At 67.6% G+C, this 22134-nt stretch carries 16 protein-coding genes; 12 read left to right on the forward strand and 4 right to left on the reverse strand.

What is annotated here, in order from left to right; translation table 11 throughout:
* Positions 1-55: 55 nt before the first annotated feature.
* Both ACI2KI_RS17005 and ACI2KI_RS17010 read right to left on the reverse strand, forming a co-directional pair.
* Positions 56-1711, reverse strand: a complete 1656-nt coding sequence (locus ACI2KI_RS17005; RefSeq protein WP_312785004.1) for a tannase/feruloyl esterase family alpha/beta hydrolase — start codon at positions 1709-1711, stop codon at positions 56-58.
* A gap of 87 nt (positions 1712-1798) precedes the next feature.
* On the reverse strand, positions 1799-3892 hold the full coding sequence (locus tag ACI2KI_RS17010; protein WP_313412977.1) for a hypothetical protein: 2094 nt from the start codon (positions 3890-3892) through the stop codon (positions 1799-1801).
* A 366-nt stretch (positions 3893-4258) separates the two neighbouring features.
* Between ACI2KI_RS17010 and ACI2KI_RS17015 the strand changes: the two genes are divergently transcribed.
* The 3 genes from ACI2KI_RS17015 to ACI2KI_RS17025 all read left to right on the forward strand — a co-directional run bounded on the left by ACI2KI_RS17015 (position 4259) and on the right by ACI2KI_RS17025 (position 9669).
* Positions 4259-6496, forward strand: a complete 2238-nt coding sequence (locus ACI2KI_RS17015; RefSeq protein WP_404621936.1) for a TonB-dependent receptor — start codon at positions 4259-4261, stop codon at positions 6494-6496.
* A 183-nt stretch (positions 6497-6679) separates the two neighbouring features.
* Positions 6680-8014, forward strand: coding sequence for a GntR family transcriptional regulator (locus ACI2KI_RS17020; protein ID WP_404621938.1), 1335 nt, complete (start codon positions 6680-6682; stop codon positions 8012-8014).
* Positions 8011-9669, forward strand: coding sequence for an MFS transporter (locus ACI2KI_RS17025; RefSeq protein ID WP_404621940.1), 1659 nt, complete (start codon positions 8011-8013; stop codon positions 9667-9669). Before ACI2KI_RS17020 ends, ACI2KI_RS17025 begins: the two co-directional genes overlap by 4 nt.
* Positions 9670-9738: 69 nt before the next feature.
* Here the strand turns inward: ACI2KI_RS17025 and ACI2KI_RS17030 are convergent, their stop codons facing one another.
* Complete coding sequence (locus ACI2KI_RS17030) at positions 9739-10209, reverse strand: Lrp/AsnC family transcriptional regulator (protein WP_312784994.1); 471 nt, start codon at positions 10207-10209, stop codon at positions 9739-9741.
* A gap of 120 nt (positions 10210-10329) precedes the next feature.
* On the opposite strand from ACI2KI_RS17030, the gene ACI2KI_RS17035 reads away from it, so the two are divergent.
* From ACI2KI_RS17035 to ACI2KI_RS17070, 8 genes are read left to right on the forward strand one after another with little or no spacing between them, the layout of a single operon-like run.
* Entirely contained in the window at positions 10330-11595 is a 1266-nt protein-coding gene (locus tag ACI2KI_RS17035) for a thiamine pyrophosphate-dependent enzyme (RefSeq protein ID WP_312784992.1), read from the forward strand.
* 3 nt (positions 11596-11598) lie between these two features.
* Positions 11599-12612 (forward strand): alpha-ketoacid dehydrogenase subunit beta, encoded by a 1014-nt coding sequence (locus tag ACI2KI_RS17040; protein ID WP_178828596.1) that lies wholly within the window; start codon positions 11599-11601, stop codon positions 12610-12612.
* 3 nt (positions 12613-12615) lie between these two features.
* The gene (locus ACI2KI_RS17045; RefSeq protein WP_312784988.1) at positions 12616-13890 is read left to right on the forward strand and encodes a dihydrolipoamide acetyltransferase family protein; all 1275 of its coding nucleotides are present in this window, start codon (positions 12616-12618) and stop codon (positions 13888-13890) included.
* A gap of 4 nt (positions 13891-13894) precedes the next feature.
* Positions 13895-15298 (forward strand): dihydrolipoyl dehydrogenase, encoded by a 1404-nt coding sequence (lpdA, locus tag ACI2KI_RS17050; protein ID WP_312784986.1) that lies wholly within the window; start codon positions 13895-13897, stop codon positions 15296-15298.
* A 15-nt stretch (positions 15299-15313) separates the two neighbouring features.
* Positions 15314-16483, forward strand: coding sequence for an isovaleryl-CoA dehydrogenase (locus ACI2KI_RS17055; protein WP_404621943.1), 1170 nt, complete (start codon positions 15314-15316; stop codon positions 16481-16483).
* Positions 16480-18093, forward strand: coding sequence for a carboxyl transferase domain-containing protein (locus ACI2KI_RS17060; RefSeq protein ID WP_312784982.1), 1614 nt, complete (start codon positions 16480-16482; stop codon positions 18091-18093). Before ACI2KI_RS17055 ends, ACI2KI_RS17060 begins: the two co-directional genes overlap by 4 nt.
* Entirely contained in the window at positions 18093-18335 is a 243-nt protein-coding gene (locus ACI2KI_RS17065; protein ID WP_313412975.1) for a hypothetical protein, read from the forward strand. The genes ACI2KI_RS17060 and ACI2KI_RS17065 overlap by 1 nt, the downstream gene beginning before the upstream one ends.
* Complete coding sequence (locus tag ACI2KI_RS17070) at positions 18335-20203, forward strand: biotin carboxylase N-terminal domain-containing protein (protein WP_312784978.1); 1869 nt, start codon at positions 18335-18337, stop codon at positions 20201-20203. Before ACI2KI_RS17065 ends, ACI2KI_RS17070 begins: the two co-directional genes overlap by 1 nt.
* A gap of 58 nt (positions 20204-20261) precedes the next feature.
* On the opposite strand, the gene ACI2KI_RS17075 is transcribed toward ACI2KI_RS17070, so the two are convergent.
* Positions 20262-20675 (reverse strand): PaaI family thioesterase, encoded by a 414-nt coding sequence (locus ACI2KI_RS17075; RefSeq protein WP_404621946.1) that lies wholly within the window; start codon positions 20673-20675, stop codon positions 20262-20264.
* A 203-nt stretch (positions 20676-20878) separates the two neighbouring features.
* Here ACI2KI_RS17075 and ACI2KI_RS17080 point away from each other — a divergent pair, with 203 nt between their 5' ends.
* Complete coding sequence (locus tag ACI2KI_RS17080; RefSeq protein ID WP_312784974.1) at positions 20879-21712, forward strand: IclR family transcriptional regulator; 834 nt, start codon at positions 20879-20881, stop codon at positions 21710-21712.
* Positions 21713-22134: the final 422 nt, after the last annotated feature.

Genomic DNA, 22134 nt, shown 5'->3' on the forward strand with positions numbered 1-22134 from the left:
AAAACGCCGCCTCGCCGGAGCGAAGCGGCGTTTTCGCCTCAGAGGCCGGTCGCGGTCAGGTCTGCGGGGCCGCCTTGCAGCGCCAGTTCGCTGCGTCGTAGACGGCGCCCGGCGCGCCCGCCTTGGCGGAATCGAACACCGCGACCTCGGGGTAACGGCAGAGCAGGAAGTCGCGCGAGGATCCGGTCGGCGGCGGCACGAGTACGCCCGACACCGTCTTGGTCGCCGGATCGGCGAACAGAAGCTGCAGGCGCTCGGCGCCACGGTGCGCGACGACCGGACCGGGGGCTTCGCCCTTTTCCACCCAGTTGATCAGTTCGGTCATCAGGACGTCCGGCGCATCGCCAGGGCCGGTGCCCGAACCGCAGTGGCCCATGCCGGGGATGCGGTAGAAGCTGGCGAACTGGCGCAGATCATCCATGCCGCCGACCGATCGGGCGGCGTCGGCGTAGTACTGCTCCATCTCGGTGTCGATGCAGCAGGGATCGCTGACCCCGTTCCACATCAGCACCTTGCCGCCGCGGTCGCGGTAGGGGGCGAGGTTGGCGCTGTAGGGGGCGCCGAAGTCCAGCTTGCGGGTCGCTTCCCACCAGGCGTCGATGGTCGCCTGGTCGTTCAGGTCCATGGTCATCACGTCGAAGTCGGGGCCGAAGAGCACCTTGGCCAGGGAACTGCCGATCACATAGCCAGGCGAAGAGCGGGCCATGTTCTCCACCGTGGCCGCGTCGGACCAGGGCGGGGGGACCTGACCCATGAAGCCGGCCCAGACGCTCATGTTGGAGATCGGGAAGCCGACCTTGATGAGGCCGGAGGGGCTGCGCGGACCGGCGACGATGGCCTTGATGCTCTTGAGCTCAGGCTGGGTCAGGCAGTCGGGACGATCACCGTCCTTGCAGGCCAGGGCGTCGAAGTCGAAGCTGCACTTGGTGTGGTCCTGGATGATGTCGTCCTTGGCGCCGTCGATTTCGTCGCAGGCGGCGGTGACCTTGGCGTCGAGCATGACGAACTTGGCGGGGGAGACCCAGGAGCCCGGCTCGCGCGCCATCTGCTGCGCGGCGTTGATGAAGGCGAGCATGGTCGCCGAGCTGCGGCCGCCAGGGGCGCCGAGCAGGACGCCGTCATAGTCTTCGGGGTGGCGTTCGATGGCTTCGGTGGACATGCGCCCGCCGCCGGAGCAGCCCGAGGTGTAGCGATAGAACAGCGCGCCGCCGTAGTAGGCGCGCGTGATCTGCTGGGTCGCCACCGCAGTGACGTGGGCGCCCCGGTCGATATGGTCGCGCGCCTGGGCGGGATCGGACAGGAAGCTCCAGTCGAGGATGTGGCCGGTATGGCCGGTGTCGGTCCCGGCGACGGCGAAGCCCTGCACGAGCGGATTGCCGGCGGGAATCTGGGAGTCCGACGGGACGTAGCCCGCCGCGCCGCCCATGCCGATGAAGTAGTAGCGGTTGCGCCAGTTCTCATCCGGCAGCTGGAGCCGGAAATTGACCTTGTTGGGGCCCGGGTTGGTGGTGACGACATAGCCCTCGACGCGGCAGTGCGGCACGGGGGCCGCTGTCGGGGTCGCCGAGGTGATCACAGTATCGGCCGGCGCTGCGGCCTGGATGGCCGCGGTTTCGCAGGTCCCCGCCGAGGCGGCGGAGCCATGAAACAGGATGGCGGCTCCCGCGGCGGCGCCGCAGACGAGAAGCCTGGATTTCACAGATAAGGTCACGCTAGTCCTCCCTTGGGTGTTGTGGTTCGGGCCGTCCCGGCGGTTGGGGCGGATGCGGCGGCGGGTCGATGACGCGCCGGCCTGGGATCAGGCGACGACGACCCGGGCCGACGCCAGATTCTCAAGCTGACGCCGCGCCGTCGGATCGCCCTCCCGGTTCAGGCGCACGCGGCAGGTGACGAAATAGACGCCCGGCCGGTCGAAGCGGGTCGTGGTCCTGAGGATCAGTTCGGTCTGTCCGGGCGGGACCTCCGCCTCGACGGCGAAGGCGCCTGAGGCGTCCAGGTCCCATTGAGCCTGGGTGAAGGTTCCGGCGCCTTCAGGCGCTTCGGCCTGTGCGGTGAAGGTCACCGGCTGGCCGACCTTGGCGTCGAAGCGGACGGCGCCGTCGACGGTGACCGCAACGACCGGTTGGACGCCGCCGCGCGCCTTGGCCGACGACGGCAGGCTGACCTTGCCGTCGGCGAACTCATAGGCGGTCTCGGCCGGCGGGACGCCTTGTTCGACCCAGGCTGCGAGATCGACCAGGCCCTGTTCGATGATCGGCATGTAGTTGATCAGCCAGGTCGAGGTGGCGCGTTCGGCGCAGCTGGGCAGGAGCATGGGCGGGACATGTTCGGCGTTCTGCGTCCATTGCAGGCGGAACTTCTCCCGGGCCGCCTCCGGTCCCTGGGCGTCCTCGACCGCGCGCTTGTAGATCACGCCCTGGGGCGGCCACAGCGAGGCGTCGTGGGTGTGGTGGATCCAGAGCAGCCTGCCCGAATACTGGCCGGAGTAGGGCACGCCCATGAGAGGCGACTGGGCCGGCACGCCGTGTTGCGGATAGACGGGACGGCCGTCGACGCGAAGGAAGTCGTTCAGCGGGTCGTCCGAAATATGGTGCCGGTAGGCATAGCAGAAGGCCAGGAAGGCGTGGTTGTCGAGGCGGACCCTGTCGCCGACCTCGACCCCGCGAAAGCGCAGGATATTGGCGTCGGCGCGGCCGTCGCAGAACCAGATGTCGCCGACGGCGCGGGTGCAGAACAGTTGCCGGCCCGCCGCGTCTCCGCTCTGGATCAGGACGCCGCTGCCGGTGCTGTAGCCGCCCTCGAGACCCTTGACCTCGATCGCCACCGGCAGGTCCCAGGCCCCTGAACTCGACGCCATCAGCAGGATCATTGCCTTTGCATCGGCGTACTCGGGCGCACTGAATTCCTCGCCCATCAGGTCCTGGGCGGTGATGATCCGGCTGATCGGCAATTCGATGTCGATGAGGTCGTCCGCCACCACCTCTGGGCGGTCGTGCCCCACATAGCCGGGCGTGTCCCAGAAGCGCGCGAAATAGTCGGCGTCCTCTTCCAGGAGCATGCCGGCGATCGAGCACCAGAGCCAGATCTGGCCCATGGGCTTGGCGATCATGAACTCGTCGCCGCGCGGGTAGCCGAGGCGGTACAGGTTGGCCAGTTCCTCGCGCTCGTGCTGGGAGAGGCCGACAAAGGGGTCGCCGCCTCCGCCGGGCGCCATGGCGTCGATGACCCGGTCCAGCTTGTCGCCGCGCAAGAGGCGCTGGACGTTGAACATGCTGCCGAACGAGAAGGGCTGTTCACTGCGGACGCGCGCATTGGTGCCGTGCGGCTCCACATTGCCGCCGCCCATGAAGGGCAGGGCGCCGTCGTAGACGCCGTCGCCGTACTCGAGGCAGAGGGGCGAGCGCCGCCCTCCGCCGCTGCCGCCCCAGACATAGCTGTAGTCGGGCTCGCGGCCGAAAACCTGGCGGCAGACGAATTTGGAAAAGCGCGCGCTCTCGACGCTGGCGCGATAGCCGTAGAGCCCGGGATCGATCCCGGCGCGCGGATCGACGTCGTCGCCGATATGGCCCGAGTTGGATTCGACCATGTAGCCGCCGAGCTTGACCATCATGTCGAGGCCGCCGAGCAGGGCGCCCATCGCGCCGGCGAAGGCTTCTTCATGGCCGGCGTGGGCGCCTTCGAGCGGATGATACATCCGGCCGCCCCATTCCTCCTCGGCGGGGAAGTAGAAGGTGAAACGGGTGTCTGTGTTCTCGAAGCCGCCGTGGATGTTGCGATGGGGGTAGGGGGCCTCGCGCCATTCGTCGCGGTCGATGTAGGGCGCGCCGAAATAGGGGTCCCGGACGGCGTAGCCGCGGGTGTCCAGGGCGGGGGTTTCAGCCGGGTCCGACATGGGCGCTCATCCTAATGTGTGACTGGTTTTGGGTTCTGGCTCTCCGGCCGATCGCCTCATCTATCCGCGTGTTCTGAAATCAGTCAATCATTCTCTAATCCGAATTCGCGTCAATGCGTGACCTCAAGGTGAAGGCAGCGGCTTTCGCGGAGAAACGAGAATTCTGACCTCAGACGAATGTTCTTGCCGATATTCTGCACATGTGAGACTGATTTGTTCAATGCACGGCAGGGGGACCTTCTCACCAGCGCCCAAAAATGGGCGCGGCCGGCATTGGAGGGAACGATGACGCACCACGCTTCTGGCGCTAATTCCGCGCGCCCAATTCGCAGGATCGGCCTGTCCGGCCTGCTGTTCGCCACCTGTATGACCGCGCCTACTTTCGGATTCGCGCAGTCGCCGACGCCTTCAACCAGTGACCCTAATCAGGTTTCCGCCATCGACGACGTCGTCGTCACGGCGCGTCGACGCCAGGAGCGGCTGCAGGAGGTGCCTCTCGCCGTGACCGCGCTGAGCCAGGAGGTCCTGGAGGAGAAGGGGGTTCGCGACGCCAACGATCTCGGCCAGGTCGCGCCCGGTCTCAGCGTTCAGAACACCACCGCCAACCGCAACAACATCACCTATTCGATCCGGGGGCAGGGCCAGGCGTTCGGCCAGAATTCTCCGGGCGTCGTTCCCTATTTCGCGGAGGTGCCGTCCTTCGGCGACGCAATTTTCGATCTTCAGGGCATCCAGGTCCTGAAGGGGCCGCAAGGGACCCTGTTCGGACGCAACACCACCGGCGGCGCCGTCCTCTTCGCGCCTCGCGCGCCCAGCGAGGCGTTCAACGGCTATGTCCTGGGCCGCTTCGGAGACTATGAGCGTCGCGACCTCGAGTTCGGTCTCGGCGGCCCGATCCTGGGCGACAAGCTGATGTTCCGCGTGGCCGGCCAGGTGCTGCGCCGCGAGGGCTATACCGACAATGTCACGAACGGCGACAAGCTGGACGACGAGCATCGTGAGGCCTGGAGGATCAGCCTGACCGCGCGTCCGTTCGAGGGTTTCGAGAACACCCTCCTGTATCAGGACGTCAATGTGGACGAGGCCGGGTCCGGCCTCTCTCTGGCGGTCATCGCGCCCTCCTATTCGAACCAGCCCATCTACGGCCAGCTCCAGGCCGCGCTTGCGGCCCAGAAGGCGCGCGGCCCTCGTGCGATCGCCACCAACTACGAGCCCGACTACATGAAGCTGGACAGTCAGGGATGGATCAACACCACGACCTGGGCCCTGAATGACCATCTGACGTTCAAGAACATCTACAGCCAGCGACGCTCCACCGCAGGCCAGTCCTACGACCTCGACGGCAGCCCGGTGACGGTCCTGCATGTGACCAATCCCCTCGGCAACAAGTCCAAATACACCAGCGAGGAGTTCCAGGCCCAGTTCAACGTCTGGAACATCGACGGGGTGGTCGGCTACTTCACCGAGGACGCAAAAACGCCTCTCAACTACGGCTTCGACACGCGCCAGTTCGTTCGCATTCCAGGGCTGTTGCCGAACGGCGGCGTCATCCAGGCCGTCAATATCGCCCAGTCCTCGTCGGGCAGCGAAGCCGTCTACGGCCAGATCGACTGGGCCGTCACCGACAGGCTGACCCTGACCGGCGGGCTGCGCAAGACGACGGATGAGAGGTCCAGCGGACCGTCCCAGACCTTTGTCCTCTTCTCGCCGCTCCAACCCTATCCGACCGAGCTGGGCGCGGGCGCGGGCGCCAGGATGTACGTTTCCTTTGACGCCACGACCTGGAACCTGGCCGCCAACTATCAGTTTAGCCGCGACCTCAATGTCTATGCGACTGTTCGCAAGGGCTTCAAGAGCGGGGGGTTCAACGGCACCGCGATCAATCCCGCCGACCGGTTCTTCCAGCCCGAGGAGGTGACCGACTACGAGGCCGGAGTGAAGGGGCTGTCCACCCTGGGCGGCTGGCAGGTGCGCTACGCCGTCGACGTCTTCTACGACGACTACACCAATATCCAGAGGTTTGTGAATCTGGCCACGGTGCCGGCCTCGACGGTGACCCGCAACGCCGCCGCCGGCTCCATCGCCGGGCTGGACCTTGATCTCACCGTCGCACCGTCCGACTGGTTCAGCGCCTCGCTCCAGTACACCTATCTGGACGCCAAGTACGACAGCTACACGGACGCCCTGCTCGGCGATCTGTCGAATAGCAAATTCCCCAATACCCCTGAACACCAGCTGAACTTCACGCCGCGGATCGAGATCCCGCTGCCGCAGGGCATGGGCGAGCTTTCGGCCCTGGCCAGCATCTACCACCAGAGCGGCATCGCCACCGATCCCGCCAATGTGCCCAACGGCAATCCTCTGGTCGCGCTGTCCAGCCTGGGCACCAATCTGGAGGGTTATACCCGCATCGACCTGCGGGCGGACTGGCGCAACATCAGGGGGACGGGCGTCAGCGCGGCCGCCTATATCCGCAACGCCACCGACGAGACCTACGTCACGGGCACCAATAATCAGCTCACAAGCGAGTTCGGCGTCGCCACCTATCTGTACGGGCAGCCCCGCTTCTTCGGGGTGGAGCTGAGGTACGCCTTCGGCTCCTGACCGCCGGCCGGTCGCCCGGCCGAGCGTCGCCGATCGACATTCCCTTCCCGCTGGCCCAGGGATCGGATATCGGTCGGCGGCGCTTGCGTCGTTTCGATCGCCCGGGGGCTCCGAAGGGACGGCGTCGTCTCCCACATGTCCGCCGACCGAGACGCCGGAACGGCGGACGGAAGTAGAGCAGGAATGGCCACCGATCCCGTCGCAGTTCAGCTTGCGGACACCCTTGCGGACATGATCCGGGGCGCCGGATTGAGGTCCGGCGCCCTGGTCGCGTCCGAGCAGGACCTGCGCGCCCGCCACGAGGTCGGGCGTTCGGTGCTGCGTCAGGCCGCCCGCATCCTCGAGGCGCGCGGCGTGGCCTTCATGAAGCGGGGAATCGGCGGAGGGCTCATCGTCGCCCCGCCGGATCCGGAGCCCGCCGGGCGGGCCCTCGCCATCCTGCTGGAAAGCCGGATGCAGGGGCCCTATGCCGCCGACCGGCTCCTGAAGGCCGTCGACACCCATGTCTTTCTGACCTCGACGCCCCGTCTCGACCCTGACGAGTGCGAACAGGTGCGCCAGCTCGCCTGGCGACTGAAGCGCGACTCGGAAACCAACCTGCCGCGCATGGGCGAGATCCGCCAGTTGCTGAGCGCCATTCGCGGCCTCGTGAAGGACCCGCTGGCCGGCCTCGCCTACCAGACAATCGCCGAGTACGGGCAGGACATGGCGCCCTATAGCGTCCTGGCGGGCGGCCTGGCCTACCGCGGCGCCTGGTGGGACTCCCTTCTCGAGATGATCGAGGCGCAGATCGCCGGCGACGTCGGAGCCCTGTTCGAACTCCGGGAACGCCAGTTGGCGCTGGTTCGTGACAGCCAGGCGGCCTGGAGCGCCATCGACCGCGACCAACGGCAGGTGCCCGTGATCGAGGGCGAACTGCCGGACGGGAGCGGCCATCCGGCCGAGCGCCTGGCGAGGGAGCTGCTGCGCGACGTGCGACTTCAGGGCTGGTCGGCCGGAGCCCGGATCGGCGGCGCCGGAGATCTTGTGGCGCGATACGGCGTCACGGTGAGCACCCTGCGCCAGGCCGTCCGCATGCTGGAGCAGCATTCCGTTGTCCGCATGGAGCGCGGTCGCGCCGGCGGCCTGGTCGTGGCCGTCCCCGAGCCCGCCGCAGCGATGGGACGCGCTCTCGACTATCTGGGCCGGACGGAGATCGATCCCCAGGATGCGACCTCCCTGCGGCGCCAGCTGGGCCTCAAGGCGCTCAGCGCCATCGCCGAAATGCCGAGGGAGCGTCGCGCCCTGGCGCTGGCAGGGGATGGGCCCGGCCTGTCGCTCGCCCGGTTCGGCGCGCTTTCGGGCGACGCCGCCATCGAGATCTTCAGCGCTGTCGTCGATGCGATTGCGCCGGTCGCCGACCACGACCGCCACGGTCTCGGCCCGTTGATCGCCGGAGCCCTCGCCGCCGGTGATGCGGCGCGCGCGCGGCGTCTCTTCCTGTCCCACGAGCAGCGCGTCTCGCGGAGGCGACCATGACCGCCGCCGTCCGCGAAGAGGGCCTGCTCGCGCCCCTGCGCGTCCCTGTGTTCCGACGCATCTGGTCGGCGAGCCTGCTGTCCAACTTCGGCATCCTGATACAGGGGGTCGGCGCGGCCTGGAGCATGAGTCGGCTGACCGACGACGCCATGATGGTGGCCCTGGTCCAGACCGCCCTGATGGCGCCCATCATGCTCTTCGCCCTGCCGGCCGGAGCAATCTCGGACATGTTCGACCGACGCCTGGCCTGCATCGGGGCGCTGAGCTTCGCGCTCGCCGGGGCGGTCGGTCTGTGCGTGGTGACGCTTCTGGGGCTCCTGACGCCGCCGATCCTGCTGGCCTTCTGTTTCGTCGTCGGCAGCGGGATGGCCGTCTTCGGCCCGGCCTGGCAGGCCTCGGTCTCCGAACAGGTGCCGGGCCAGGCCCTGCCGTCGGCCATCGCGCTCAACGGGATCAGCTATAATGTCGCTCGAAGCTTCGGGCCCGCCATCGGCGGCGTCATCGTCGCAGCGGTGGGGGCGATCGGCGCCTTCGCCGCAAACGCCGTCTTCTATCTGCCGCTGCTGACGGTTCTGCTGTTGTGGAAGCGCAAGCAGGAGCCGGCGCGACTGGCCCCTGAGACCTTCTGGCGCGCCCTCGTGTCTGGCGTTCGCTTCATCCGCTACGCCCCGTCCCATCGGGCCTTCATTGTCCGAACCCTCCTGTTCGGCCTGATCGGCGGCGTCGTTCCCGCCCTGATGCCGCTGATCGCCCGCGAGCTCCTGCAGGGCGATGCCCCGGTCTATGGTCTGCTTCTGGGCGCCTTCGGACTGGGGGCGGTGATCGGCGCCGTCATCCTGCCGTCGATCCGCCGCCGTCTTACGACTGAAACCTCTAGCCGCCTTTCAGCCGTCGTCATGGGGGCGGCGATCCTCGTCGTCGCCGCGAGCCGTCATGAGGCCGCGACCCTGATAGCGCTCCTGGTCGCCGGCGTGGCCTGGACCAGCGTGCTGACGCTCTACAGCATCTCCATCCAGGTCTCGGCTCCGCGTTGGGTCGCCGGGCGGGCCCTGGCCATCTTCCAGGCGACGATCGCTGGAGGCGTGGCCCTGGGCGCCTGGGGATGGGGCCGCTGCGCCGACCAGATCGGCGTGGGCGACACGCTGCTTGTCGCGGGACTGCTGATGGCGACGTCGGCCCTGGCGGGCCTGTGGCTGCGGCTGCCGAACATGTCCCTGCCGCCCGAGGAACGGCAGCTCGACCGGGCCGGACCCGCCGTCGGACTCGACATCACGCCCCGTAGCGGTCCGATCGTCATCGAGATCGACTATGTCGTGCCGGCGCGCAATGCGCGCGCCTTCTACGCCGTGATGCAGAAGGTGCGCCGCTATCGCCTGCGCACCGGCGGCTACGGATGGTCCATCGCCCGGGATATCTCCGACGCCACGCGTTGGACCGAGCGGTTCCACGCCCCGACCTGGAACGACTACCAGCATCTGGTCCATCGGGGCGAGGGCTCGGGACGGGAGGGGCTGGACGAGAGCCGGGCGCTTCTGGATCCCGAGGCGCCGGTCCAGGTTCGTCGGCTGCTGGAGCGACCGGCCGGTTCGGTGCGGTGGCGGGACGAAACCCCGGATCTCGACGTCGGGCCGGAGCCCGCCGGGACGACGCCCTGACCCTGGCCAGACCAGGCGAAGGCGGCCGCCGGGCTAACGCCGGGGCCCGGCGAAGGGGGCAGGCGAGCGTCAACGCAAGGGCAGGGCGGTCGTCATCTTGGCGGCGCCCAGGGACATGGTCGAGTTGATCTCCTGCACGGTGGGCAGGGTGAGCAGGCGGCCGAAGGCGAGCTCGCGATAATCCTCAACCGTGCCGGTGATGATCCGGAGCAGGAAGTCGAACGGTCCCATGGTGGGGTGGATCTCGATGACCTCCGGCAGCCGGGAGACGGCGTCGATGAATTCCGTGAGATTGGTCCGTCCGTGGGCCGAAAGCTTGACGTTGGCGAAGATCGTGGTGTGGAGGCCGAGCTTTTCAGCGACCAGGCGCGGTCTGGCGTCCACGACATAGCCCTCGGCTTTCAATCGGTTGAGGCGACGCCAGCATGGAGATTGAGACAGTCCGACGCGGTCGGCGAGTTCAGCTGTCGTCAGGGGGAAGACGCGCTGGACCACGTCGAGGATGCGGCGGTCGATTTCGTCAGGTTCAAAGGTCGACATGGGGCGCGCTCTCGAAAACAGCCAGCGAGGATTTCTAATCCAGAAACTATTTCAGTAATAGATTTTCATTTCGATCTTAGAACTTTTTGGCGTGATTTCGAGAACGGGGCGCCCGACGGGATGGGCCAGTATCGTGGCTCAACCTCGGTCGAGATCATGCAAAACCGTCCTCCTCTGCGCCTTCACATTCCCGAGCCGGTCGCCCGTCCCGGCGACGCGCCCGCCTTTGACCGCTCGCTCATTCCCGAGCCGGGCGACACCCGTCGCCCCGAGACGACCTCGGCGGAGGCGGACATGCGCGACCTGCCGTTCGGCCTCGTGCGGGTGCTCGATGACAACGGGGAGGCGTCGGGCCCCTGGAATCCCAAGCTTCCGACGGAGACGCTTCTGGCGGGCCTTCGCGCCATGCTGCTGACCCGCGCCTTCGACGAGCGCCTGTTCAGGGCGCACCGCCAGGGCAAGACCAGCTTCTACATGAAGTCGACGGGGGAGGAGGCGATCGGCGCCGCCCAATCCCTCTTCCTCGACCGCGACGACATGTGCTTCCCCACCTATCGGGTGCTGAGCTGGCTGATGGCGCGGAATTATCCGCTGATTGACCTGTGCAACCAGATATTCTCCAACGAGAAGGACCCTCTCAAGGGGCGCCAGCTCCCCATTCTCTATTCGGCGCGGGACTACGGCTTCTATTCGCTTTCGGGCAATGTCGGCAGCCGGTTCGGCCACGCCGTCGGCTGGGCCATGGCCTCGGCCTTCAAGGGCGGGCAATCCATCGCCCTGGCCTATATCGGCGAAGGCACGACCGCGGAGGGCGACTTCCACGAGGCCCTGACCTTCGCCAGCGTCTACCGGGCGCCGGTGATCCTGTGCGTCACCAACAACCAGTGGGCCATCTCCAGCTTCTCGGGCATCGCCGGCGCTGATGAGACGACCTTCGCAGCCAAGGCCCTAGCCTACGGCTTGCCGGGCCTGCGCGTCGACGGCAACGACTTCCTGGCTGTCTGGGCGGCTACGGAATGGGCGGCGGAGCGGGCGCGGATGAACCTCGGCGCCACCCTGATCGAACTTTACACCTATCGGGCGTCCGGACACTCCACCTCCGACGACCCGACCAAGTACCGGCCGGCCGACGAGGCCGAGGCCTGGCCCCTGGGCGATCCGGTGGAGCGGCTCAAGGCCCACATGATCGGCCTGGACCTCTGGGACGAGGACCGCCACGCCGCCCTGCAGGCCGAGCTCGACGCCGAGGTGCGCGCCGCCGTCAAGGAGGCGGAGGCCGTGGGCACCCTCGGCAAGTCCAAGCCCAGCGTGAAGGAGATGTTCGAGGGCGTCTTCAAGGACCCCGACTGGCGGGTCGTCGAACAACGCCGCGAACTGGGAATCTGAACCATGCCGACGATGAACATGATCCAGGCGCTGAATTCGGCGCTCGACGTGATGCTGACCGAGGATCCCGACACGCTGATCTTTGGCGAGGACGTCGGCTATTTCGGCGGCGTCTTCCGCGTCACCGACGGCCTGCAGAAGAAACACGGCCTGACCCGCTGTTTCGACGCGCCGATCTCCGAGGGCGGGATCGTCGCCACGGCCATCGGCATGGGGGCCTTCGGGCTGCGGCCCATCCCTGAAATCCAGTTCGCCGACTATATTCTACCGGCCTTCGACCAACTGGTGTCGGAGGCGGCGCGCCTGCGCTATCGCTCCAACGGCGAGTTCTGGGCCCCGATCACAGTGCGCTCGCCCTATGGCGGCGGCATCTTCGGCGGCCAGACGCACAGCCAGAGCCCCGAAGCCATCTTCGCCCACATCACCGGGCTGAAGACGGTCATCCCGTCCAATCCCTATGACGCCAAGGGCCTGCTGATCGCCTCGATCGAGGACGACGATCCGGTCATCTTCCTGGAGCCCAAGCGCCTCTACAACGGTCCCTTCGACGGGCGTCACGAACAGGCGCTCAAGACCTGGGCGGGCGATCCCATGGCCGAGGTGCCGGCCGGTCGCTACACCGTGCCGCTCGGCAAGGCCGCCATCGTGCGCGAGGGGACCGAGGCGACCGTGCTGGCCTATGGCACCATGGTCCATGTCGCCCTGGCGGGGATCGAGGACAGCGGCGTGGACGCCGAACTGATCGATCTTCGCTCCATCGTGCCCCTGGACGTCGACGCCATCGTCGCCTCGGTCAAGAAGACCGGACGATGCGTCATCCTGCATGAAGCATCGCGCTTCGGGGGCTTTGGCGGAGAGCTTTCCGCCCTGGTCCAGGAACGCTGCTTCTATCACCTTAAGAGCGCCGTCCAGCGGGTCGCCGGTTGGGACACGCCTTATCCGCACGCCTTCGAGTGGGACTATTTCCCCGGGCCCGCCCGGCTTGCGGCGGCCCTCAAGCGCACGATGGAGGACTAGGCCATGGGGCGGTATCTGTTCCGATTGCCCGATGTCGGCGAAGGCGTCGCCGAGGCCGAGGTCGTGGCCTGGCTGGTCAAGGTCGGCGACGTCGTCGAGGAAGACCAGAACCTGGTCGAGGTCATGACCGACAAGGCGACGGTCGAGATCAGCTCGCCGGTCGCAGGGGTGGTTGTCGCCGTCCACGGCGAGGTAGGCGGCATGCTGCCCGTAGGCGCCGTCCTGGTCGAATTCGAAAGCGAGGCGGGCGTGGAGACGCCTGCCGCGACGGCGCCCGTTCCGGCTGAAGCGACGATGGGCGCCGCCCCGTCGCCAGGCCCGGTTCCGGCTCCTGCGCCGGCCCTTTCGGAAAGGACGGCCGCGCCGTCCGGCGCCTTGCGTCGCAGTGCTTCATCGGGTCGTTCTGCGGGGGAGGCGCCGCTGGCTTCGCCTTCGACCCGTCGGCGCGCCCTGGATCTCGGCGTGTCCCTGATCCAGGTCCCCGGCACCGGGCCGGCGGGCCGGATCACGCCCGACGACCTCGAGGCCTATCTGGTGGCGGACAGCGAGGGCGGCGCCCGCTCGTCCCTGGTCGCTCGCACCGGAGTGAACGACACCCGTATCGTCGGCCTGAGGCGCAAGATCGCCGAGAAGATGCAGGAGGCCAAGCGCCGCATCCCGCACATCAACTATGTCGAGGAGTGCGACCTGACCGAGCTGGAGGCCCTGCGTCTCGACCTCAACCAGCACCGGACCGAGGATCAGCCCAAGCTGACCCTGCTGCCCTTCATCATGCGCGCCATAGTCAAGGCCCTGCCGGACTACCCGCAGATCAACGCCCTCTATGACGACGACGCGGGGGTGCTGCACGCCCACGAAGGCGTGCACATCGGCATCGCCACGCAGACGCCCAACGGGCTGATCGTGCCGGTCGTGCGTCACGCCGAGGCGCGCGACCTCTGGGACTGCGCCCGAGAGGTCGCGCGGCTGGCCAAGGCCGTGCGCGACGGAACGGCCGCGCGCGAGGAACTGTCCGGCTCGACCATCACCCTGACCAGCATGGGACCGCTCGGCGGGATCTCCTCCTCGCCGGTGATCAATCATCCCGAGGTGGCCATCCTCAACCCCAACAAGCTGGTGGACCGGCCGATGGTGCAGGGGGCCTTCGTCACGGTGCGCAAGATGATGAACCTGTCCTCCGCCTTCGATCACCGGATCGTCGACGGCTACGACGGCGCCCTGTTCGTCCAGCGGGTCAAACGCCTGCTCGAACACCCCGCCCTGATCTTCATGGACTGAAGCGATGACCAAGACCCTCAGACCCAAGGTCCTCGTCGTCGGCGGTGGACCGGGCGGCTATGTGGCCGCCATTCGCGCCGGACAGCTTGGGCTCGACACGGTTCTGGTCGAGACCGGGCGTCTGGGCGGCACCTGCCTGACGCGCGGCTGCATTCCCTCCAAGGCCCTGATCCACGCCGCCGGCCTCTATGAGGAGGCGACGGCGGCCTCGGGGGAGGCGGGGCGCTTCGGCATCCGCCTGAGCCAACCTCCGAGCCTGCGCTTTGACGAGACCATGAGCTGGAAGGACGGGATCGTCGATCGGCTGAGCGGCGGCGTGAGCGGCCTACTGCGCAAGGCCAAGGTTCGGGTCGTCACGGGATGGGCGACCTTTTCCGACGCCAAGACCTGTACGGTCGAGACCGCCGCCGGAAGGATGTCTATCCAGGCGGAACATGTCATTCTGGCGACGGGATCGACCCCGGTCGAGCTTGCCTTCCTCCCCTTCGGAGGCCGGGTGATTTCCTCAACCGACGCCCTTTCCCTGACGGAGGTGCCGGCGGCCCTCGCGGTGGTCGGCGGCGGCTATATCGGGCTGGAGCTCGGGATCGCCTTCGCCAAGCTGGGGTCGAAGGTGACCATCGTCGAGGCCCAGGATCGCATTCTGCCGCTGTACGACAGCCGGCTGACTGAGCCGGTGTCGCGATGGCTGGCGAAGCACGACGTCGACGTCCACCTCGGGGCCAGGGCCCTGGGGCAGGATGATGCGGGCCTGTTGATCCAGACGGCTGATGGATCTGAACCGGTCATTGTTCCCGCCGATCGCATCCTGGTCACTGTGGGCCGCAAGCCGCTGACGGAAGGCTGGGGCCTGGAGCAGATGGGCCTGGCGATGGAGGGCCGGTTCGTGAAGATCGACGACCGCTGCGCGACGTCGACGACCCAGGTCTGGGCCATCGGCGATCTGGTGGGGGAGCCCATGCTCGCCCACAAGGCGTCCGCCCAGGGCGAGATGGTCGCCGAAATCATCGCCGGTCACAGACGCCGGTTTGATCCGGTCGCCATCGCCGCCGTCTGCTTCACCGAACCCGAGATCGTCAGCGTCGGCCTGACGCCCGACCAGGCGCCCGAGGGCGTCGAGACCATCGTCGGCCAGTTCCCCTTCCAGGCCAATGGCCGGGCGCTGTCGATGGAGGCGGGCGACGACGGCGGCTTCGTGCGCGTCCTGGCGCGCAAGTCTGACCACCGGATCCTGAGTCTCCAGGCGGTGGGCCGCCACGTCTCGGAACTGGCGGGAGAGTTTTCGACCCTGATGGAGATGGGGGCTGTTCTGGAAGACGTCGCCGGCGTCATCCACGTCCATCCCACCCTGGGCGAGGCCGTCCACGAGAGCGCCCTGAAGGCGCTCGGCCACGCCCTTCACATCTGATTCCGAGCAGGCTTCATGAGCATTCCCTTCGCGCCCCAATCCATGGAATTCGGCCTCGGCGAGAACGCCGACGCCATTCGTGAAACCACCGCCCGCTGGGCCGCCGATCGGCTGGCCCCCCTCGCCGCCGAAATCGACGAGAAGAACGAGTTCAAACGCGAACTCTGGCCCGAGATGGGCGAGTTGGGCCTGCACGGCATCACCGTCGAGGAAGAGTTCGGCGGCCTCGGCATGGGCTACCTCGAACACGTCGTGGCGATGGAAGAAGTCAGCCGCGCCTCGGCCTCTATCGGCCTGAGCTACGGCGCCCACTCCAACCTGTGCGTCAACCAGATCCGCCGCTGGGGCACGCCCGAGCAGAAGCACAAATACCTGCCCAAGCTGATCTCGGGCGAACACGTCGGCTCCCTGGCCATGTCGGAAGCCGGTTCGGGCTCGGACGTCATGTCGATGCGCACCCGCGCCGACAAGAAGGGCGACCGCTACGTCCTGAACGGCGCCAAGTTCTGGATCACCAACGCCCCCTCGGCCGACACCCTGGTCGTCTACGCCAAGACCGACCCGGAAGCCGGCTCCAAGGGCTGCACCGCCTTCCTGGTCGAGCGCGGCATGAAGGGCTTCTCGGTCTCCAAGAAGCTGGACAAGATGGGCATGCGCGGCTCCGACACCGCCGAGCTGGTGTTCGAGGATTGCGAGATCCCGGAAGAGAACGTCATGGGCCCGATCGGCGGCGGCGCCGGCGTGCTGATGAGCGGCCTGGACTATGAACGTGCGGTCCTGTCGGGCGGTCCCCTGGGCATCATGCAGGCGGCGCTGGACGTAGTCCTGCCCTACGTCCGCGAGCGCAAGCAGTTCGGCAAGCCCATCGGCAGCTTCCAGCTGATGCAGGCCAAGGTCGCCGACATGTACGTCGCCCTGAACAGCGCCCGCGCCTATGTCTATGCCGTGGCCCGCGCCTGCGACCAGGGCAAGACCACTCGCTACGACGCGGCCGGCGCCATCCTGCTGGCCTCGGAAAACGCCGTAAAGGTGTCGCTGGAGGCCGTTCAGGCCCTGGGCGGCGCCGGCTACACCAGGGAGTGGCCGGTCGAGCGTCTGGTCCGCGACGCCAAGCTCTATGACATCGGCGCCGGCACCAATGAAATCCGCCGCTTCCTGATCGGACGCGAGCTTCTGGGCTCATGAGCGCTCCGGTCCTCGTTTCGAAACTGCTCACGAACAGCGATCAGTTCAAGAGCAATGCAGCCCACAACCGCGAGCTCGCCGAGACCCTCCGCCGCGCTGTGGCCAAGGCCGGCCTGGGCGGAGGGCAGCGCGCGCGCGACCGCCATGTGGCGCGGGGCAAGCTGCTGCCGCGCGACCGGGTCGAACGCCTGCTGGATCCCGGGTCGCCCTTCCTCGAGGTCGGCCAGTTGGCCGCCAACGGCATGTACGGCGACGCTCTGGATCCGGATGGCGCGCCCGGCGCGGGCATGATCTGCGGCGTCGGTCGGGTGTCGGGCCGCGAGGTCATGATCGTCGCCAACGACCCGACGGTGAAGGGCGGCGCCTACTTCCCCCTGACGGTGAAGAAGCACCTGCGCGCACAGGAGATCGCCGAGCAGAACAACCTGCCTTGCGTCTATCTGGTCGATTCGGGCGGCGCCAACCTGCCGCACCAGGCCGAGGTCTTCCCTGACCGCGACCACTTCGGCCGCATCTTTTTCAATCAGGCGCGGATGTCGGCCAAGTCGATCCCGCAGATCGCCTGCGTCATGGGCTCCTGCACGGCCGGCGGCGCCTATGTCCCGGCCATGTCCGACGAGACGGTGATCGTGCGCAATCAGGGCACCATCTTCCTGGCTGGCCCGCCGCTGGTGAAGGCCGCGACCGGCGAGGTCATCTCGGCCGAGGAACTGGGCGGCGCCGAGACCCACGGCCGCAAGTCCGGCGTGGTCGACCATGTGGCCGAGAACGACGAACATGCCCTGACCATCGTGCGGGACATCGTCTCGCACCTGCCGCGGCAGGGCGGGGCGGACCTCGACCTGGCGCCCGTTCGAGCGCCGCTCTATCCGGCGGAAGATCTCTACGGGGTTGTTCCCCAGGACGTGCGCGCCCCCTACGACGTGCGCGAGATCATCGCCCGCATCGTCGACGGGTCGGAGTTCCATGAGTTCAAGGCCCTGTACGGCGCAACCCTGGTCTGCGGCTTCGCCCACATCTGGGGACAGCCGGTGGCCATCCTGGCCAACAACGGCGTCCTGTTCTCGGAGAGCGCCCAGAAGGGCGCGCACTTCATCGAACTGGCCTGCAAGCGCAAGATTCCGCTGCTCTTCCTGCAGAACATCTCGGGCTTCATGGTCGGCGGCAAGTACGAGGCCGAGGGCATCGCCAAGCACGGCGCCAAGCTGGTGACGGCCGTCGCCAGCGCCGAAGTGCCCAAGTTCACCGTTCTGATCGGCGGCAGCTTCGGCGCCGGCAACTATGGCATGTGCGGCCGGGCCTACAGCCCGCGCTTCCTCTTCACCTGGCCCAACAGCCGCATCAGCGTGATGGGCGGCGAGCAGGCGGCCAGCGTCCTGGCCACCGTCCACCGCGACGCGGATGCCTGGACGCCCGAGGAGGCCGAGACCTTCAAGGCCCCGATCCGCCAGAAATACGAGGACGAGGGCAATCCCTATTACGCCACCGCCCGCCTGTGGGACGACGGCGTCATCGATCCGGCCCAGACCCGCGACGTCCTGGGCCTGGCCATCAGCGCCAGCCTGAACGCCCCCATCCCCGAGACGCGCTTCGGCGTGTTCCGGATGTGATGGAGGGGGTGCAGGCAGCGGGTCTGTCGGGACTGGCCGATGCGGAGCTTGAGCTGGCGCGTCGACACCTGGGCAAGCTGATCGCGGACACCAACCAGGCCATGGCCCGCTGCGGCCCTGGGGCGGGGTGGGATTCCGTCCTGGAACGTCTGGACGCGGCCATGGCCGACTATGTGGGCGAAACACACCGCCGGGCCGGGGCGGCGTCGTACGCCGCTGCCGCAGCGGGATTGAGGTTCTGATGTTCAAATCCCTTCTGGTCGCCAATCGCGGCGAAATCGCCTGCCGGGTCTTCCGCACCGCCCGGCGCATGGGCGTCCGAACCATAGCCGTCTATTCCGAGGCCGACGCCGGCGCCCTGCATGTCCGCGAGGCGGACCAGGCGGAGCCGATCGGCCCTGCTGCGGCGCGCGAATCCTATCTCGATGTCGCCCGGGTCCTGGCGGCCGCAAAGGCCGCGGGCGCTGAGGCCGTTCATCCCGGCTACGGCTTCCTGTCGGAGAACGCCGACTTCGCCGAGGCCGTGATCGCCGCCGGCCTGGTCTGGGTCGGGGCTCCGCCGTCGGCCATCCGCGCCATGGGTCTGAAGGACGCCGCCAAGGCCTTGATGATCGCCGCAGGGGTCCCGGTCACGCCCGGCTACATGGGAGAGGACCAGCGGCCCGAACGGCTCAGGGCCGAGGCTGACGCCATTGGCTATCCGGTCCTGATCAAGGCGGTGGCCGGCGGGGGCGGCAAGGGCATGCGCCGGGTCGACGCCGCCGAGGACTTCCTGGACGGGTTGCAGTCCTGTCGCCGCGAGGCCGCGGCCGCTTTCGGCGACGATCGGGTCCTGATCGAGAAGTACATCCTGTCGCCCCGCCATATCGAGGTGCAGGTCTTCGGCGACCTACACGGCAATGTCGTGCATCTTTTCGAACGCGACTGTTCGCTGCAGAGGCGGCATCAGAAGGTGATCGAGGAGGCGCCGGCGCCCGGCATGACGCCCGAGGTGCGCGAGGCGGTCTGTGCGGCGGCCGTGAAGGCGGCGCGGGCCGTAGGCTATGTGGGGGCCGGAACCATCGAGTTCATAGCCGATGCGTCCGAGGGCCTGAGGGCCGACCGGATCTGGTTCATGGAGATGAACACCCGGCTTCAGGTCGAGCATCCGGTCACCGAAGCGATCACCGGCCAGGACCTGGTGGAGTGGCAGTTGCGCGCGGCCGCCGGCGAAGTCTTGCCGAAGCGACAGGAGGAGCTGGCTATCGACGGCTGGGCCATGGAGGCGCGGCTCTATGCGGAAAACCCGAGCGCCGGCTTCCTGCCTTCGATCGGCCGCCTGGAGCACCTGCGCCTGCCCGAAGGGGTGCGGGTCGATACCGGCGTGCAGGAAGGCGACGAGGTCACGGCCTTTTATGACCCCATGATCGCCAAGCTGATCGTCCACGCCCCGACGCGCCAGGCCGCCGCCGCCAAGCTGGCCGAGGCGGCCGGACGCGTGGAGGTCTGGCCCGTCCGCACCAATGCGGCCTTCCTGGCGCGCGCCGCCGCCGACGAAGGCTTCGCCGCCGGACGCGTGGATACCGGCTTTATCGAGCGCGGCGTCGACGCCCTTGTCCCCGGCGTCGAGCCTTCGATCACGGTCCAGGCGGCGGCGGCGGCGGCCCTTATCCCAGGGCCCGACGCCGGGGCCTGGACGGACCTGGCCGGTTTTCGAGCCAATGCTCCCGCCCAGGGCCTGGTTTCGGTCTCCATCGCCGGGCAGGCCTATCGGATCGAGGCGGCGCGGACATTGCAGGGACGGGTTGCAGCGGTTGGGGGACGCGAGATTCTCTTCATTCACGGCGAGGCCTGGCCGTTTGGGCCGGGTCGTGTCGAGGCGAGGGGGGAGGGCGAGGGCCTCTCGGACGGGGTCGTCCTCAGCCCGATGCCGGGCAAGGTCATTGCGATCGAGGTCGAGGAGGGCCAGAGGGTCAGCCGCGGTCAGAAGCTCCTGACCCTGGAGGCCATGAAGATGGAGCATGGCATGGCGGCGCCCTTCGACGGGCGGGTGGCCGACCTGGCGGCCGTCGCCGGCGAGCAGGTCGCCGAGGGCGTCGCCCTGGTGCGCATCGAGGCGGACCCGGATTGATCCCTAGCCTTCAATGCCGCCCTTGTGGCTCGGGCCGCACGGAGCGGCGGGCGCTTCTCTAGGTCTCGAGTTCGGCCATGCGCGCCTGATGGCGTTCGAAATGGCCCGGACGAAGCTCCACCCAGACGCCCCGCGCTACGGCCAGGTCGCGGTCGCTTCCCTGCAGGCGCAGGACGCCGGTCAGATGGTTGCGGCGTCCTTCCCGCGCGGCGATTTCCAGGTGGATCTCGAGCGGCTGTTCGATGGGCACGGGCAATAGATAATCCACGGCGAGGGTGGCCGTGACCGACTTGACGCCCGTATGAACCAGGAAGCGGCCCAGGACGTCGTCGAACACGGCGGCCGTCCACCCGCCATGCGCCACGCGCGGACCGCCTTCGAAGGCGGCGGGACAGGCGAGGCGGACGCGTGCGGCGGTTTCGCTCAGGGCGACGAAGTCGTCCGCGCCGAAGCGGCAGGGCGTCCGGCTCATCTGGCAGCCGCGGCAGGGCGAAACGAGGTCACAGGTCATCAGGGGGTCCAGCGCAAGCTTTGATTGAGTTTACTCTATTGAGACTATTCTTCTGTCACTAGAAGAATGTGGCAAGGAAGGGTTGGTGGATTCTCGTCGTTTCGACGCGGCGCGGGTCGGGCGACGACGCTCTTCAGCGTGCATGAGGGCTTTCAGGAGAGACTATGGCGGAATCGACAACAGCAGGGGCGTTGGACGCTGACGACGAGGTCGAGACGAACCTGACGGGGGAGGCTGTGGATGCGAACGAGCGCATGGTGCTGGTCAAGCCCGTCTCGAACGCCATCCGGATTCTGAAGTATCTGGTGGAGGCTGGCGGGCCGACCCGCTCCGTCACCATCTCGCGCGCGCTCGGCATCAACGCCAGCACCTGTTTCAATATTCTTCGCACCCTCGTGGTCGAGGAGATCGTCGAATTCGATCCCGTGGCCAAGACCTATACGGTCGGCATGGGCCTCACCGCCCTGGTCGGCGAACTGCTGACCGAGGGCCAGAGGGTCGCCGCCGCCGCGCCGCTCATGGCGGAGATCGCCGCGCGCTTCAATATCACGGTGACGCTGTGGAAGCGGCTGGGCGTTGACAAGATCGTCCTGGTGAAGAGCGTCGCCAGCCCTGCGGACGTGCGCATTGAAATGGCTGAGGGGCAGCGCCTGCCCATCCTGATGGCCGCTACCGGACGCGCCATGGCGCCCTATCTCGGCTGGACCCTCAAGGCGCTGAAGGAGTCGTTCAAGTCGCTGCGCTGGCAGGCGCCGCTGACGTTCGAGGAATACTGGGCCCAGGTCGAAGCGGCCCAGGCGCGGGGGTGGGCGGTCGACCGCGGCTATTTCACGCGCGGGGTCCAGACCGTGGCCGCGCCCGTGTTCGACCGTGCGGGCGAGGTGACCTTCACCATCGTCGGGGTCATGCTCTCCGAACAGTATGAAGACGCCGCCCTCGGCGAGATCGGCGAAGCCCTGCGGGACGTGTCGCACCGTTTGACGCGCGCTCTGACCTGATCCTCTTCGCCGATCGCAACCGGATCGCCTGAGGAAGCCCTTCCATCCTGGGAGTCACAAGCTTGCACGCTCCGGGCAGGGCAGGGCAGGGGCGCCCGCTGTTGCGCCGGCATCTCCAGTGGTCTGATCGCGCCAAGGCCAGGTCAGGCGCAATCAGGCGTGGACGTGAAGATTGTTCTTCATATAGAATGTCATTCTGAAAATAGCGTCGCTGGCGGCCGGGCTCCCCGGAGCGGTCGGCAGCGTCGAAAACGCGGAGGAGTGCGCATGACTGTCGATGACCTGATCCTTGTGAGCGTGGACGATCACGTGATTGAACCTCCTGGAGCGTTCACGCCGCACTGGCCGGCGCACCTGAAGGGTCGCGAGCCGAAGATCGAGCAGAGGGACGGCCGCGACGTCTGGATGTTCGAGGAGAAGGC

Source organism: Brevundimonas sp. NPDC046655 (assembly GCF_044901625.1).
Lineage (GTDB): Bacteria > Pseudomonadota > Alphaproteobacteria > Caulobacterales > Caulobacteraceae > Brevundimonas.

Coding starts and splice junctions, on each gene's coding strand:
- ACI2KI_RS17010 (WP_313412977.1), bottom strand. CDS start 3,892: ATGTCGGACCCGGCTGAAACCCCCGCCCTGGACACCCGCGGCTACGCC.
- ACI2KI_RS17015 (WP_404621936.1), top strand. CDS start 4,259: ATGACCGCGCCTACTTTCGGATTCGCGCAGTCGCCGACGCCTTCAACC.
- ACI2KI_RS17020 (WP_404621938.1), top strand. CDS start 6,680: ATGGCCACCGATCCCGTCGCAGTTCAGCTTGCGGACACCCTTGCGGAC.
- ACI2KI_RS17025 (WP_404621940.1), top strand. CDS start 8,011: ATGACCGCCGCCGTCCGCGAAGAGGGCCTGCTCGCGCCCCTGCGCGTC.
- ACI2KI_RS17030 (WP_312784994.1), bottom strand. CDS start 10,209: ATGTCGACCTTTGAACCTGACGAAATCGACCGCCGCATCCTCGACGTG.
- ACI2KI_RS17035 (WP_312784992.1), top strand. CDS start 10,330: ATGGGCCAGTATCGTGGCTCAACCTCGGTCGAGATCATGCAAAACCGT.
- ACI2KI_RS17040 (WP_178828596.1), top strand. CDS start 11,599: ATGCCGACGATGAACATGATCCAGGCGCTGAATTCGGCGCTCGACGTG.
- ACI2KI_RS17045 (WP_312784988.1), top strand. CDS start 12,616: ATGGGGCGGTATCTGTTCCGATTGCCCGATGTCGGCGAAGGCGTCGCC.
- lpdA (WP_312784986.1), top strand. CDS start 13,895: ATGACCAAGACCCTCAGACCCAAGGTCCTCGTCGTCGGCGGTGGACCG.
- ACI2KI_RS17055 (WP_404621943.1), top strand. CDS start 15,314: ATGAGCATTCCCTTCGCGCCCCAATCCATGGAATTCGGCCTCGGCGAG.
- ACI2KI_RS17060 (WP_312784982.1), top strand. CDS start 16,480: ATGAGCGCTCCGGTCCTCGTTTCGAAACTGCTCACGAACAGCGATCAG.
- ACI2KI_RS17065 (WP_313412975.1), top strand. CDS start 18,093: ATGGAGGGGGTGCAGGCAGCGGGTCTGTCGGGACTGGCCGATGCGGAG.
- ACI2KI_RS17070 (WP_312784978.1), top strand. CDS start 18,335: ATGTTCAAATCCCTTCTGGTCGCCAATCGCGGCGAAATCGCCTGCCGG.
- ACI2KI_RS17075 (WP_404621946.1), bottom strand. CDS start 20,675: ATGAGCCGGACGCCCTGCCGCTTCGGCGCGGACGACTTCGTCGCCCTG.
- ACI2KI_RS17080 (WP_312784974.1), top strand. CDS start 20,879: ATGGCGGAATCGACAACAGCAGGGGCGTTGGACGCTGACGACGAGGTC.